At 50.8% G+C, this 14,202-nt stretch carries 11 protein-coding genes; 8 read left to right on the top strand and 3 right to left on the bottom strand.

Annotated features, from left to right (window positions below):
* Positions 1-131: 131 nt before the first annotated feature.
* Positions 132-2,213, bottom strand: a complete 2,082-nt coding sequence (locus ACI31H_RS02315; protein ID WP_439770388.1) for a hypothetical protein — start codon at positions 2,211-2,213, stop codon at positions 132-134.
* A 122-nt stretch (positions 2,214-2,335) separates the two neighbouring features.
* Here ACI31H_RS02315 and ACI31H_RS02310 point away from each other — a divergent pair, with 122 nt between their 5' ends.
* Complete coding sequence (locus tag ACI31H_RS02310) at positions 2,336-3,394, top strand: hypothetical protein (protein WP_439770387.1); 1,059 nt, start codon at positions 2,336-2,338, stop codon at positions 3,392-3,394.
* 73 nt (positions 3,395-3,467) lie between these two features.
* Here the strand turns inward: ACI31H_RS02310 and ACI31H_RS02305 are convergent, their stop codons facing one another.
* Positions 3,468-3,935, bottom strand: a complete 468-nt coding sequence (locus ACI31H_RS02305) for a GNAT family N-acetyltransferase (RefSeq protein ID WP_439770386.1) — start codon at positions 3,933-3,935, stop codon at positions 3,468-3,470.
* Between the two features lie 176 nt (positions 3,936-4,111).
* Here ACI31H_RS02305 and ACI31H_RS02300 point away from each other — a divergent pair, with 176 nt between their 5' ends.
* The 7 genes from ACI31H_RS02300 to ACI31H_RS02270 all read left to right on the top strand — a co-directional run bounded on the left by ACI31H_RS02300 (position 4,112) and on the right by ACI31H_RS02270 (position 12,571).
* Positions 4,112-5,266 carry an ATP-binding protein gene (locus ACI31H_RS02300; protein WP_439770385.1) on the top strand — a complete coding sequence of 385 codons (1,155 nt, stop codon included), beginning with the start codon at positions 4,112-4,114 and terminating at the stop codon, positions 5,264-5,266.
* 419 nt (positions 5,267-5,685) lie between these two features.
* Positions 5,686-7,029, top strand: coding sequence for a TrkH family potassium uptake protein (locus ACI31H_RS02295; protein WP_439770384.1), 1,344 nt, complete (start codon positions 5,686-5,688; stop codon positions 7,027-7,029).
* A complete protein-coding gene (locus ACI31H_RS02290; protein WP_439770383.1) occupies positions 7,022-7,699 on the top strand; it encodes a potassium channel family protein in 678 nt (225 codons plus the stop codon). Before ACI31H_RS02295 ends, ACI31H_RS02290 begins: the two co-directional genes overlap by 8 nt.
* Positions 7,700-7,711: 12 nt before the next feature.
* Entirely contained in the window at positions 7,712-8,392 is a 681-nt protein-coding gene (locus ACI31H_RS02285; RefSeq protein ID WP_439770382.1) for a class I SAM-dependent methyltransferase, read from the top strand.
* Between the two features lie 48 nt (positions 8,393-8,440).
* Complete coding sequence (gene recQ, locus ACI31H_RS02280) at positions 8,441-10,231, top strand: DNA helicase RecQ (protein ID WP_439770381.1); 1,791 nt, start codon at positions 8,441-8,443, stop codon at positions 10,229-10,231.
* Positions 10,232-10,400: 169 nt separating this feature from the next.
* Positions 10,401-11,858, top strand: a complete 1,458-nt coding sequence (locus tag ACI31H_RS02275; RefSeq protein ID WP_439770380.1) for an amino acid permease — start codon at positions 10,401-10,403, stop codon at positions 11,856-11,858.
* Complete coding sequence (locus tag ACI31H_RS02270) at positions 11,858-12,571, top strand: alpha/beta hydrolase (protein WP_439770379.1); 714 nt, start codon at positions 11,858-11,860, stop codon at positions 12,569-12,571. The genes ACI31H_RS02275 and ACI31H_RS02270 overlap by 1 nt, the downstream gene beginning before the upstream one ends.
* Positions 12,572-12,632: 61 nt before the next feature.
* On the opposite strand, the gene abc-f is transcribed toward ACI31H_RS02270, so the two are convergent.
* Positions 12,633-14,105: a ribosomal protection-like ABC-F family protein gene (gene abc-f / locus ACI31H_RS02265; RefSeq protein WP_289558451.1), complete on the bottom strand. Its 1,473-nt coding sequence runs from the start codon at positions 14,103-14,105 to the stop codon at positions 12,633-12,635.
* Positions 14,106-14,202: the final 97 nt, after the last annotated feature.

The raw sequence follows: 14,202 nt of genomic DNA, 5'->3' as shown, positions 1-14,202 counted from the left end.
TGGCGTTTTTTATTTACCACCAACTGGGTGGCTAACTTCATTCTATAATCTACCGGATTTTTTAAATTACCTTAACTACTAAATAAGGCAGGTCCCGTGAGTGCCAACTTTGGCCTCCGGGGCCTGCTTTTTTAGATTTCTAATTGTAGTTGGCTAGTGGTTGACCGCGGCCTGCGGGGAAGCCAGGTTGCCAGCATTTGTTCGACAATTTGTTGGTAGGCAGCAAGGTCGAGTGTACTCTGGAGTTCTTGGGGGATAATTTCCGCCGGTGTAAAGGTGATTCGTAAGTGTCGCCGGGCGAAAATTTGCCGTTGTTCAACCTTAAAGTGAGGACGGGTAATGTTAAATTTTTCGCGCAATTGTCCACGTTCGGCCAGTTCTTCAGCAACTGCGTCACCGCGCTGGTGGGTACTAAAGACCCGGGTGACGGTATAGTCATGTGGGTTGCTGGTAAAATAGCCGGTCAAAGCAGGGGTAGCGACCAGGGTCTCCTGGCCATTATCGGCAATGGCAAAAAGCTGCTTGAGTTTTGACGAAAGAATTGGCTGGAACCATTCTGCCGGTTGGAACCCTTCTTGCCGGTGCCTTTCTAGTAGTTCACCGATTAGTTGCTGGTTAACCGGCCGGTGGTTACCGGCCCGCATCAGGTATTCAACCAGGACCTTTTCGGTAATCGTTGGTCGCTGCTGGTCGGTCCAATTGTTGGGGCCGTAAAAGTGGTTGGTATTATCTCCGGCGACCTGGTAGCGACCGTCATAACTTTGGTAGACGTGGTCATTGGGGCTCTTGCCAAACCAGTTAGTTCCCCTATCAGTAACATGGAAGCCAGCGGGAAGATGGTCGAGGACCTTCAGATCAGCCCCGGCCGGTGGGGTAACGTATACAACCGTTGAGTTGACCGAAAGCAGCTTAAAGTGCTGGTCGAGGAGTAGTTCGCAGAGGGCAATTAACTTCAATTGGACGGTAAGGCGCATCTGAAGGATGGTGTTGGGCTGCTTGAGGTGGTTGTCAAAGGCGGTATCGGAGCTCCCCTTCATGGCGTGGAGGAGCTTTTGTTCAAGCTTACTTGTTAATGTCGGTGCGTTAGCATGCTGTCTGACGTCATTAACCATCTGCTGGACGATTCCCTGAGCATGGGGATCAAAGGCACCCATTGCCAATAGGGTATCTTGGGGAAGGAGCCGGTGGTCAATTTTAATCACCTGTTGGGCATGGTTGGGTTCACTAAAGAGGTTGCTTTGCTGGTAGTCATGACTAGTCGCAAAGGCCTCCTTGTCAACGGTAAAACCATGGAGACCACCCTCGGAGGGGATTAGTACAAACGGGGAGTGGTCGGGGTTATAAAGTAGTGGTGGCCGGAAATCCTTATTCTTAAGGTGGACTCGATGGAGGGCATAGGGGTCATGGCGGTCGATGCCAACGTAATTTTGGTAAAAACTACCGAGAAGCTGTCCCCACCTGGTGGTCATTGTGGGGATAACCAGGTCAATTCGGTGACGGTCAACGATGTGGTGGTCCCGGTAGAGGATTGCCTCAATCGTTTCGGCATCAGTCGTCGTTGGCATGATTTTCATCATCCCTTGCCATTCTTCGTGGGGGTTCTTAGTGATTTCATCATAGTACTGCCGCATGATTAACCGGTGCTGCTGCCAGCATTCTTGGAAGAGTGGTGTGTTGAAAAGACGTTGTAAGTTCAGTAACCGTAAGCCGACTCGGTCTTTTAACGCCATCCCCACTTGAACTTGCGGGTAGCCGAGCTGGCAGAGGTAGCGGTCATAGCGACTGAGTTCGCCATGGTCAATCCGGCCGTCGAGGGTTCGGATATCGAGAAAACACTCGTTATGTTGCCAGTCTGCTAGCTGACTAATTTCGTCCTGGTTCCACAAGTGGGGGTGGTGGTTAATGACCTTAAACGGTGAGTCAAGACTGGTAAGGACCTTTTGCCGTTGGTTGACCAGGTCGATTATTTCCCGGGAAGTTTTCCGCTTGGCCAAAACCAGGAGGGGCATCTCCCAAAAGCGACTGGCAAAGGCGAGGTAATAATAACGTTTACTAGCCCGGAGTTTGGTCAGAACGGCCAAAAAGTGGTCCGTTACTTGCTGGCTAGCTTCCCGCGTAAGGGTAACCTTGCTGGCCCGCCGCGTTTTATCAGCCAAGAAGGCCAGCGACACTTGCTGGGCATTATAATCGATTAACCAGAACTGTTTTTCCATTGCTAGTCCCCCCTTTAACTTTATTTTACGAGTAACTAGGCAATTGTCAGCTGATTTATTCCCCAATTGGCGCTAGTAATATTTGGGTGTATATTGAAACTATAAGATAGGGGGGTATTAAATTGAAGAATAAGAAAGTCAGCATAGCATTAGTGGCGGGACTAGCCCTGCTGCTGGCCGGTTGTGGTACGCAATCAACCAGTACGGGTAAGGGGAGTTCTTCCTCATCAAGTTTATTGGCAGCGAAGACAAGTGACAAGGTTAGCGCTACTAATTTGACACCACAACAGACGGTGGCGGTTATCACTGCCTACGCGGGTAACAAGTATGGCGGTGACTGGGCAAGTACCGCTAAAAAGGCGGAGCAGGATGGCCTGCAGGTTAACCTGTACCGGACTAATAAGTACCAACTCAGCGATAATGGTCAGGGGGTGGCCTATAACGTCACCGCCAACGGGCAATCGACTGGTTTGGTATACACGGTTAAGGATAATGATGTGACTATTTACCAGGATGCGCAGTCTGGCAGTGCTAAAAAGCTAACGACGATTAGTCGGAACGGCATGGTAGACTACCTCAACCGCAATGGTCAGGGGCAGCTGGTTAATAACCTTTCTAAGGGAGCCAAGGTGGTCGACAAGACTAACGGCGGCTTGACCGGACCGACTACTAATACGGCTGGTTCCAGTACCCGGGGCCAGGTTGGTAAGTATGGCAACGAAGGACCAGTTAGTGTTCCGGCTGAAATGCAGGGAACCTGGTACACGGCTGATAACGATTCTGATGGAACAATTGAGTTTGGAACGCATACTTATCGTTATAGCGGCTCGGATGATAATGGTGACACGCAGAGCCTGTATAAGCAGGACAGCTCCTTCTTAGAGAATGATGATAACGTTACCGATGAAGGTGTGATGCAGGCAACCAAGGGCTGGGACCGGGCTGTCTTTACTGACGCTAAGGGGATGCACTGGTTGTGTGTTCACGGCTGGACCCAGACAGCTGGCGCCGGGACCTACTTCGCCGTTCACACTGAAACCATTAATGGTAAGCAGGTTAAGGTACTAGTAGAGGCCGGTGGTGCTGACATGCATGTTGACGCGGTTTACTACCAGAGTGCGTCCCTAGCTAAGCAGCAAGCAGATACGAAGTATGATGACTTAGATTACATGGATGACTAAAAAATTTAAAAGCGTCTAGCACGAGAACTTCACTGCTAGACGCTTATTTATTAATCATAAATTACTGGATGAATCAGCCCAGCGGCCAGGAGAACAATTCAAAGATCCGGTCAACTTTTTGCTGGTTAATTCTCTTATTGGTGGCCAGTACCCGGTAGGTGACCTGGTCCTCTTCCAACTTCTTGGGGGTCCAGTAGAAACCATTCCGCTTGTAAAAGGCGAGCCGCCGTAACCGTTGCCGATTGTTGCGCGCCTGCGGATCGGGTTGCTCAATGTCGAGGACTAACGAGTCACTGGGATATAAGTCCCGCAACTGGGCGATGATCCGGCTACCATAGCCGTGGGACCGTAGCTGGTCATTGACGGCTAAAAATAGGATGTAGTGGAAACCATGGCTGTGGATGACGTAGGCAAACCCGACAAAGCGATCCTGGTCATAGAAGGCCATGAAGTCCGCCTGCTTAAACTTACTCTTGAGCATCATCCAGCTCCAGGGTTCCCGTTCATACTTCGGAAAAGCACGCTGGTAAAGCTGCTTCACCTCACGATAATTACTTAAACTCAACCTCACGGGCTGTATGTCTAAATCCAAAAAATATCACTCCTTAATATAGGGGTATTTTAGCAGAAACCCTCAGAGAATGCCAATTAGCCTGGCATCATTTTAGTGAAAAATTAATGCTATAATGCAGTTAAATTAGAAAGGTTGTGAATAAGATGCAAGTAGCACTAAGCGACGCGAAGACCGGCCAAGCGGTCACGACCCCCATTTTTGACCACCATCTGCTAATCGTCGGTCAAACGGGGAGCGGCAAGACGACGACGGCCCTGTCAATCCTGAACCAGCTCCAGCAGACTGACCAGACGGCGATTGTTCTTGACCCGACCGGCGAATACAGCCGGTTACCCCATGCGGTCACTTACCGCCTGGGCGAGAATGCCTACTTGGAAGCGGGAAAATTAACCGCTGACCAGTTTCAAGAGGTTCTTGGTTGCCAACTTTCCCCAGGACTTCACCAGCGTCTTAGCCAAGCTATCGCTGCATTGAAAATCCAGCGCAACCTCCGCCATCGGACGGGGCCCCTTCGTAAGCTGAACCAGCCGATTGCTGCCTACCAGGAACTTCTGGGGCAACTCAGTGGCTGGTCCAGCGACTACGCCGTCACTGACCTTCCCCAACAGTTGGTCGAGGAGGCGGTCGTGCCATTTGCCGATTCCCGGGCGGATTACTCGTTGCTGGGGCAGGAGTATGACTACGGTTGGATTAGGAGCCATTGGGACGTAATGACGGCCTTTCGCGAGCGGTTGGCCAGTCGGGCCTTTCGGCAACTTTTTGATACTGTGGCTCACCCGGGGCAGGCAAAGACCGAGCTCGGTTTTGTTTTGAAAATGTTTTTGAACCAGCGGACGACTCACCGGACATTAGTAATCGACTTGTCCTTGCTGAAGGGCTTTGAACACGAGCAGGGAGCCATTATTTCCTACCTGCTGAAGTTAATCTTAAATGACCGACTGGCCGCTGGTGGTAGCCAGTTGCCGGTAAAGATAGTACTGGACGAGGCCCACCGCTACCTTCCGACCGACCAAGCGGGACTAAGTCACAACGGGATCTTTCAGTTACTGCGGGAGGGCCGGAAGGTTAACTTTCAACTGGCATTGACCACCCAGTCACCATTGGACCTCCCGGCACGGTTGCGGTCGCAATTTAGTACCCTGGTTATTCACCGCCTACTGTCAGCGGAGGAACTGGCTAGTTTATCGACCACTCTGATCCCCACTACGGTTGCAACTTTGCCGACGGGAGAAGCGTACTTGCTTCAACCGAAGACACCAGCACGGTTAGTGAAGGTGTTAGCGCCGCAATGGTACTAGTTAATATTAATTATGTAGATAATATCACAAACTGATAATTTGCTAGTTAACCGCTATCATTACGTTCCAAAAATATATAATAAATGATAAACGTTAACAAAATTTAAATTAGTGCTTTACTTCACAATTAGATCTGCTATAATAATTTTCAGCAAATGTGATATTTGCTTTTTATCCATGAAATAAAATTGCCAACAGTAATAACGAATTATTCCTTTCATCCAATTAACATCCAAACATCATATATAAGTAGTTTTACCGGTGTGGCAATCAAATATGACGGGGTAGAAAAAGCCTCATTAACTCCCAGTATTGTTCTTCTAGATACTGGGAGTTTTTATTTTTTCCCTAACTTCTCAGTGTTCACATCGTTATAAAGTGTCTATAATGAACAGGTGAGATAGTGGGGAGGGTATACCTTGATTGAAATTAATAACCGTAAATATTCATTTCCCAAGATTTTAACCTTTGGATTTCTGATCGTTATTGCCATCGGTACCGGCCTGTTACTGTTGCCATTTTCAACCGTTGCCGGCAGCCATACAGGCTTTATGACCGCCTTTTTTACGTCCACGAGTGCAACCTGTGTTACGGGGTTAACCCTGGTAAGTACAGCGACGCACTGGAGCTTCTTTGGCCAGTTGGTGATTGCGGCCTTAATGGAGGTAGGGGGACTGGGCTTCATGACCTTTGCCGTCATGATGTCGCTAATGATCCGGCGCCGGGTTCGGATGTCAACCAGGCTGTTGACGCAGGAGGCATTAAACTTGGACCACCTGTCACAACTAACCGTAGTCTACCTAATCATTAAATTATCGCTGCTAATTCAGGTAGTTGGCAGTATTTTTTTGTTTTTCGACTTTTATCCCCGTTACGGGCTCAGTAAGGGGATCTGGTTTAGTATCTTTCATGCTATTTCGGCCTTTTGTAATGCCGGCTTTGACCTTTTGGGGAACAGCATGGAAGACTACATGAATGACCCCTACATGCTTTGTGTCCTGGCGGTTTTAATCGTCGCGGGATCGCTAGGCTTCTTAGTATGGAAGGACCTGCTGGGCTACCATAAGTACCACCACTTATCCTTGCATACGCATTTGGCACTGCGGACCGGGGGCGTAATCTTTTTGGTTTCGTTTATCGTGTACTTTTTGACGGAACACAACTTGGCGCAATTTAGTGACCAGCTTAGTTGGTCCCAGCGGCTATTAAATACGGTTTTTATGGCTATTACACCCCGGACAGCGGGGCTGATTACCTTTCCCTATACGAAGTTGAGTGCCGCGGGGATTAGTTTAACTATCATCTTGATGTTTATCGGCGGAACCCCAGGGTCAACGGCTGGGGGTGTTAAGACCACCACAGTTGGTCTATTGGCAACCCAAAGTATTGCCACGTTGCGTGGGCAGCGGGACACTAACTTTGCCCACCGCCGCTTTACCCAGGAAAATATTAACCGGGCGCTGACGCTCTTTTTTGTGGCACTAGTAATCGTTTTATTGGCGATCCTTCTGTTAGTTGAAACCCAGTCCCTACCGAAAAATGATACATTGTCGTATGTCACCTTTGAAGTTCTGGCGGCCTTTGGGACCACCGGGATTTCACTCGGTATCACCCAGAATCTAAACCTCTTTGGCCAGTTGATTATCATGGCCCTCATGTTTATCGGCCGGGTCGGTATCTATACGGTGATGTTTTCCATCTTTAATGCTCAACCGAAGCTAAAGAGCTACCATTATCCAGAGGAGAGTGTTCTAATTGGCTAGTAAAGAAAGTTATGCAGTGATCGGGATCGGTCAGTTTGGGGCCGCAATTTGTGAATCATTAGTTGAGGCCGGCCAGGAGGTTCTGGCAATTGATAGTAATCCTGAAGTGGTAAATGAACTTGCGGGGACCGTCATGCGGGCGGTGATTGCGGATGCTCAGGATGAGGATGCCCTTCGGGAGTTGGATATCGGAAACTTTGACCATATTTATATTTCGATTGGTAAAAACGTGGAGGCCAGTATCATGGCAACCCTAATTGCTAAGGACTTAGGGGCCGCGGATGTTATTTGTCGGGCAGAAAACGTTAACCACGCCCGGGTCCTGGAACGGGTCGGTGCCGACATGGTCGTTCGTCCGGAACACGACATCGCTAAGCGGCTGGTCTTTCAGCAGTTAAACCCGAACATGGTTGACTATGTCACATTGAGTCGGGAGGTCACCCTGGCCGAGATTGATATTAATAACCCGAAGTTTTACGGGAAGACGCTAGATGAACTTGATTTTCGGAATAGGTTTCGGGTCAACGTGATCATCATCGTTAGTGAAGATGAGGAGATTAACCAGATGCCCCAGGCCGACGACGTTATCCGTCCCCACGATAAGGTGACGGTAGTCGGTAACATCAACGATATTAAGCGGCTCAACCGGATTGTTCGTGAGCATAAGTAAGGAGAGAAAATAGTGAGAAACCGTGCAATTAACGTAGTCATAATTGGTATTATTGCGGTGGTCGCCGTAATTAGCGGGCTGTTTGCGGCCTTTTCTAGCCATGAGTATTGGAACCTGCTTTGGGTCGCGTTGATTATCGCCTGGGGAGGAATTTTTGCCCACACGATTTCCCGGGGGCATGAGCAGATTTTACAGCAACTTTTGGACCAGCTGGCACCGGCGAAGGATTCGCAAATGCTGGCCTTTACTGCCGGACGGTCGGAGGACCTCCAACTAATCGCGCGTCGTCTGCAGGCTCCCGGAAAGGTAACTGGGGTGGCCAGCTGGCAGCAAGCCCTGCCAGTCGTTAAGCAGCAGGTAGCCGCGGCGCACCTCGCCGACCGGGTAAAGCTAGTTGATAGTGCGATGACTAACCTCCCCTTTGCTAACCAGCTTTTTGACGTGGTCATTGTTGATGTCGCCCTCCATAACGTCACACCGGCTATTCAGCGTGGGCGGGTACTCCAAGAAGTGGCCCGGGTGTTAAAGGCCCACGGTACCCTGGTTATTATCGATACGAAATACATGGCCGAATACCAACAGGTATTGGCGAACATGGGAATTGATGATCTCCAGGTGGTTAAAACCGGCTTTAACGGCTGGTGGGGTGGCCCGTGGCTGACTACTAAAATAATGATTGCCAAACGGGCCTAGTGGATTTACCCACTTTTGCCGTTTAGTACTAGTGAGGGGGTTGATGAGATGACACCAGAACAGGTCCTAAAGGATAACTTTGGCTTTACCAAGTTTCGTAGTGGACAGGCGGAAGTGATTTCCCGGGTAATGGCCGGTAAGAATGTACTGGCGGTAATGCCGACGGGCGGGGGGAAGTCACTATGCTACCAAATTCCTGCACTAGTAAATCCGGGGGTGACCATTGTGGTCTCGCCCCTAATTTCTTTAATGAAAGACCAGGTCGATTCCCTAAAGCAAAACGGAATCGCAGCGGCAGCCATTAATAGTACGATTCCCCAGGCGGAGGTTAATCCCATCCTCCGTCAGGCCTATGAGGGGAAGATTAAGTTAATTTACGTTACACCAGAGCGCCTCAATATGGAATATTTTCGCTACCAGCTAAACTTTTTACCGGTAGACCTGGTGGCCATTGACGAGGCCCATTGTATTTCCCAATGGGGCCATGACTTCCGCCCGGCTTACCGCCAATTGCGGACCGCCATTGATGGCTTACGGTCGCATCCTAATATCCTGGCACTGACTGCGACCGCGACACCAGCTGTCCAAGAAGACATCGGTCAGCAGCTCGGCATTCAACCGGCGAACTTTGTCATTACCAACTTTGCCCGGCCCAATATCTCTTTTCGGGTGGTTCATCCTGAAAAGAGTACCCGGCGGTATATCAGGGAATACCTCACAGCCCACCATGATGAGGCCGGGATCATTTACGTCAACACCAGGAAGGGCGTTGATGAATTGACGGCCTACCTCTTGGAACACCACTTTGCGGTCGCGGCCTACCACGCGGGGATGGATGCGGCCGACCGGACACGGGTCCAAGATGATTTTCAATTTGACCGGATCAGTACGATTGTGGCGACGAGTGCCTTCGGGATGGGAATTGACAAGAGTAACGTCCGTTTTGTCATCCACGCGACGGCGGCCCAGAATATTGAATCTTATTACCAAGAAGCTGGCCGGGCTGGTCGTGACGGTCTGCCCAGTGAGGCGGTAATGATTTACCACCCCAATGACTTGCGGCAGTACCGCTGGTTTATTGACCAGTCGACGGCGGCGGATGACTACCGGGACCTCCAGTACCAAAAACTGCAGGCGGTGGCTAACTATGCTAGTACGCCGGAGTGTTTACAGCAGTTTATTGTGCGCTACTTTGGGCAGGATTGTCCGCCCTGTGGCCACTGCAGCAACTGTACCGACGAGCGGACCGTTCAAGATATTACCGCCGAAAGCAAGCTCGTGATTGGGCTGGTGCAAGAGCTACATGGCCGCTTCGGTAAGGGCGTGGTGGCCCAGGCGTTGACGGGTTCACATAACCAACGGATGCAAGAGATCGGCGCGGCGGCGTTAACCAATTTTGGGGCGCTAAAAGGGATGTCTAAACAGGAAGCAGCGAGCCTGGTTGATTACCTAGTTGCGATTGGTATCTTGCAGACTGCTGGTAGCCAATACCCGGTAATCCAGGTAGCGACCGCCGGCTGGGCCGTCCTAAAGGGTGAACGGACGGTGAGCCGCCGGCAGGAAAAGTCACCTGACCAGTCCGGCACTAGGTTGGCGGAGTCACCTGATGTGGCGGCCCTGTTTGAACAATTACGAGCGAAACGACGGGAACTGGCCGCTGAACAAGGGGTACCACCCTTCATGGTTTTCTCGGACCGGACCCTCCATGACATGGCCCGGCTAAAGCCACAAACCCAACGGGACTTTTTGGAAGTTAACGGGGTTGGCCAGCGGAAGTTAGCCCAATACGGTCAGTCGATGATGGACACCATTGGTGACTACCTAGCGGGGAAAAATTAAAGAAAAGCAAATCATGATGGACTCCAAGCATTTTCGGATGGTTGGGGTTATTTTGTACCGTAATAGTGGACGGATTGACTATTTGCGAGTATTTTTATTTAGTTACCCCTAACCAGAATACTTAAAAAGGGGTAGAATGTTTTTAGCTTATTAAAAGGAAGTGTCGATAATGAGTGAACAAGGTAACCACGTCCGACGACTCCTTAAGACGCGGCACCTGGAAATGATTGCCCTTGGTGGTTCAATCGGGACCGGGCTGTTCGTTGCCAGTGGGTCGGCCATTCATACGGCCGGACCCGGTGGGGCTGTCGTTGGTTACACAATTATGGGAATTATGGTTTATTTCCTCATGACGAGTTTAGGGGAAATGGCCACCTTCCTACCAGTTAGTGGTTCTTTTGCCACCTACTGTACCCGTTTTGTTGATCCCGCCCTGGGTTTTTCGATGGGGTGGATTTACTGGTTTAATTGGGCGCTAACGGTAGCGGTCGATAGTACGACGGCGGGAATTGTAATGAACTTTTGGTTCCCCCACGTACCAAGTTGGATCTTTAGCCTAGTAGTTTTAATTTATATCATCACTGTTAACGCGTTAGCAGTTAGTACCTTTGGGGAAGCCGAATACTGGCTGGCGATTATTAAGGTGCTAACGGTGGTCCTGTTCCTAATTGTCGGGGTCGGTGTGATCTTCGGCATCCTTGGTGGCCAGGCCGTGGGCTTTAGTAACCTGACCTATAAGCAGGCCCCGTTTGTCGGTGGGGCGCCGACCATCCTGAGTGTCTTCCTGGTAGCTGGTTTTTCATTCCAAGGAACCGAGCTGGTGGGGATCACGGCTGGTGAATCGGCCACGCCATCCAAGAGCATCCCGCGGGCCATCCACTCGACCTTCTGGCGGATCCTGCTTTTCTATATTTTGGCAATCTTTGTCATCGCCTGCATCTTGCCGTACACGAGTAAGAACCTTCTGGGATCATCGGTTCAAGACATCACAATCAGTCCCTTTACCCTGGTCTTCCGGCGGGCAGGGCTCGCGTTTGCGGCTAGTGCGATGAACGCCGTTATCTTAACGGCCGTTATTTCCGCGGCTAATTCCGGAATGTATGCCTCGACCCGGATGATTTACTCAATGGCCCACGAAGGCCAGGCCTGGAAGATCTTTGGTGTAACCGACCGCCACGGTATTCCAATTTATGGCCTGCTGGCTTCAACTTTAGTGGCCTGCCTAACCTTCTTAACCGGGATCTTTGGCCCTGGCATTTACGAATTCTTGATTGATTCCAGTGGTTTGGCTGGTTTCCTTACCTGGATGGGGATGGCCGTGGCGCACCTGCGTTTCCGGCGGGCATACCGGGCCCAGGGTTATGATGTAAATGACCTGCGTTACCGCGCTTCCTTCTTCCCGTTTGGCCCGATCCTGGCGGTCATTTTATGTGCGGTGGTAGTTATTGGCCAAAACCCAACGGCCCTGTTACACGGTCAGTGGCAGCAGATTGCACTTACTTACCTGAGTGTACCCCTACTGCTCGTCCTCTGGTTATACTACCGCCTTCGTTACCATACCCACTTAATCCTACTCAAGGAGGTTAACCTCCACGGTGGCCAGCTGAAAGGTGATAAGAAGATCTAATGGAAATTAAAAATGTACCACTGGCGGAGCCCTATTCGTCAGTTGATATCTACCATAGTCAGTCTGATGTGGCGCTTCCGGGGGTCGTAATTGTCCCCGGTGGCAGCTACAACAAGATTATGGAACGGGACTCTGAACGGGTAGCAATTACGCTAGCTACCCACGCCTTCCAGGCCTTTGTCGTCCGTTACCCGGTCTTAGAACATAAGGGCTACCGGGCGGCGAAACGGGCCCTTGCGCAAACCTTTGACTACCTGGTCGACCATGCGGCGGAGTTGGACCTTGATCCGCAACGCCTGGGAGTACTGGGCTTCTCGGCTGGTGGTCAGCTGGCAGCTGCCTATAGTAACCAGCCAGCTACTAAGGCCAAGTTCGTGGGTCTTGGTTACCCGGTAATCCGACCATTGATTGATCAACGGATGGGAGTGACAACCGAGGACGTTTCCCAACTAGTTACTAAGCAGACACCCGCTACCTTTATGTGGGGGTCAATTCAAGACCAGTTGACACCTTATCTTGACCACCTGGCAGTCTATGCCCAGGCTCTGGCCAAGCAAGGGGTTCCCTTTGAGTTGCATGAGTTTAGTACGGGCGGTCACGGGATCGCGCTGGCAAATAAGTACACCAGTATCGTTAACTACGACCGGGCCGATGAACACATGGCCAAGTGGTTCCCATTGTTCTTGGACTGGTTGCAACAGTTAAAATTTTAAAACAATTATAGGGCCGGGAAAGCTTGTTTCCCGGCCCTATTTTTGGCTTCTAATAGCGGACCTAACGGTGTTCAATTGTAACAACACGGCTTGCGACGGCGTCGATAAAGTGCTGGTCGTGTTCGACAAAGAGGAGTGTGGGCCGGTATTCCTTAATCAGCGTGATTAATTGCTGCTGGTTATAGGTATCGAGGTAGTTTAGGGGCTCGTCCCAGATGTAGAATTCGGCGGGGGTTAACAGTGACCGGGCGAGTTCGACCTTCTTTTGCTGGCCCATACTCATCTGCTCGATGGGGACGGTAAACGTTGCCCGGGCCAGGCCCAGCTTACGGAGGATATTTAACAACTCGTCGTAGGGCAATGAGTTCTGGGCCGCAAACTGGGCCAGTGTACCATGGTTATGGTAATTTTGCCGCACGGTCGAAACCGCCGGCGTACCTAAGCTGATTTGACCGCTGATATTTCCTGGGAAATTACCGCGAATGGCCCTGATTAAACTACTCTTCCCGGCACCATTCGGACCGGTGAGCGCCAGTTGCTCATGGCGGTGGAGCGTGAAACTAAGGGGCGGGAAAAGGGTTCGCCCGGGAAGGCCTAGACTGACCCGGTCCAGTGTGAGGATGGTTGGCTGGTGACCTGGTTGAAAGTTGATGGTGAGTGGTACGACCGTTTCAACATCTTTTAACAGTCCTTGCCGCTGGTCAATGGCCTGGTCAAGGCGGTGCGTGGTGGAAATGGTCTTTTTCATCATCTTAGCTGCCTTGGCGCCGATAAAGCCCTTATCGGCATGGGCGTTATTCTTCTTTTCGCCTTCAGCACGCTGGGCCCACTGGAGACGCTGCTGACGGGTGTGCTTGAGCGCTTTAATTTCATCCTTAAGCTGGTGGTTACTTGTCAAAGCGGCCTGGTCACGGTGCTTTTTTTGGCGGAAATAATCCGAATAATTTCCCTGGGATAATACTAGCTGGTGCCGTTCGATTACTAGGGTATGGTCAACAACTTGGTCTAAGAAACGCTGGTCATGACTCGTGATGATAAAGCCCCGCTGCTTTTGTGATAGGTAGCGGGCGACCTGCTGCCGACCAGTCTGATCTAAGTGGTTAGTTGGCTCATCCAGGAGCGGAAAAGTGTCATCCTGGGCGAAGAGGGTGGCCAATTGGACCTTCGTTTGTTCGCCACCACTCAAGGTCTGGTAGGGTTGCCACAGGAGGAGCGGGTCCACCTTCATTAGGCCAAGCTCGCGTTCAATTTGCCACTGGGCCAGGTCCGGCTGACTAGCGCGCAGGACGTCGACTGTAAAGGCTGCAGGGTCGTGGATGGTTAGTGGGAAGTAGCTAAAGGTTAGCTTTGTCCTGACCGTTCCCCGGTAGTCTAGCCGACCCTGGAGAATTTTCAGCAGGGTCGTTTTCCCCCGGCCGTTACGGCCTAACAGTCCCAGCCGCCAGTCACTACTGAGGTCGAGTTGGCAGTCGGTGAAAAGGGGTTCTTGACCAGGATAAGCAAAGGTAAGGTGGTGAATGGTAATCGGTTGCATTAGATAATCACGTTCCTTTCGTAGGAGACGCAAAAAGGCCTGCCCCGGGTAGGACAGGCCTTAAAAGACTGGCAGTTTGCCAGTTATTTAGTGGTAT

It is taken from the genome of Limosilactobacillus sp. (assembly GCF_051873035.1).
GTDB lineage: Bacteria > Bacillota > Bacilli > Lactobacillales > Lactobacillaceae > Limosilactobacillus.
The sequence above is the reverse complement of the archived record's forward strand: the minus strand, read 5'-3'. Positions and strand labels throughout refer to the sequence as shown.

Coding starts and splice junctions, on each gene's coding strand:
- ACI31H_RS02315 (WP_439770388.1), bottom strand. CDS start 2,213: ATGGAAAAACAGTTCTGGTTAATCGATTATAATGCCCAGCAAGTGTCG.
- recQ (WP_439770381.1), top strand. CDS start 8,441: ATGACACCAGAACAGGTCCTAAAGGATAACTTTGGCTTTACCAAGTTT.
- ACI31H_RS02270 (WP_439770379.1), top strand. CDS start 11,858: ATGGAAATTAAAAATGTACCACTGGCGGAGCCCTATTCGTCAGTTGAT.
- ACI31H_RS02275 (WP_439770380.1), top strand. CDS start 10,401: ATGAGTGAACAAGGTAACCACGTCCGACGACTCCTTAAGACGCGGCAC.
- abc-f (WP_289558451.1), bottom strand. CDS start 14,105: ATGCAACCGATTACCATTCACCACCTTACCTTTGCTTATCCTGGTCAA.
- ACI31H_RS02300 (WP_439770385.1), top strand. CDS start 4,112: ATGCAAGTAGCACTAAGCGACGCGAAGACCGGCCAAGCGGTCACGACC.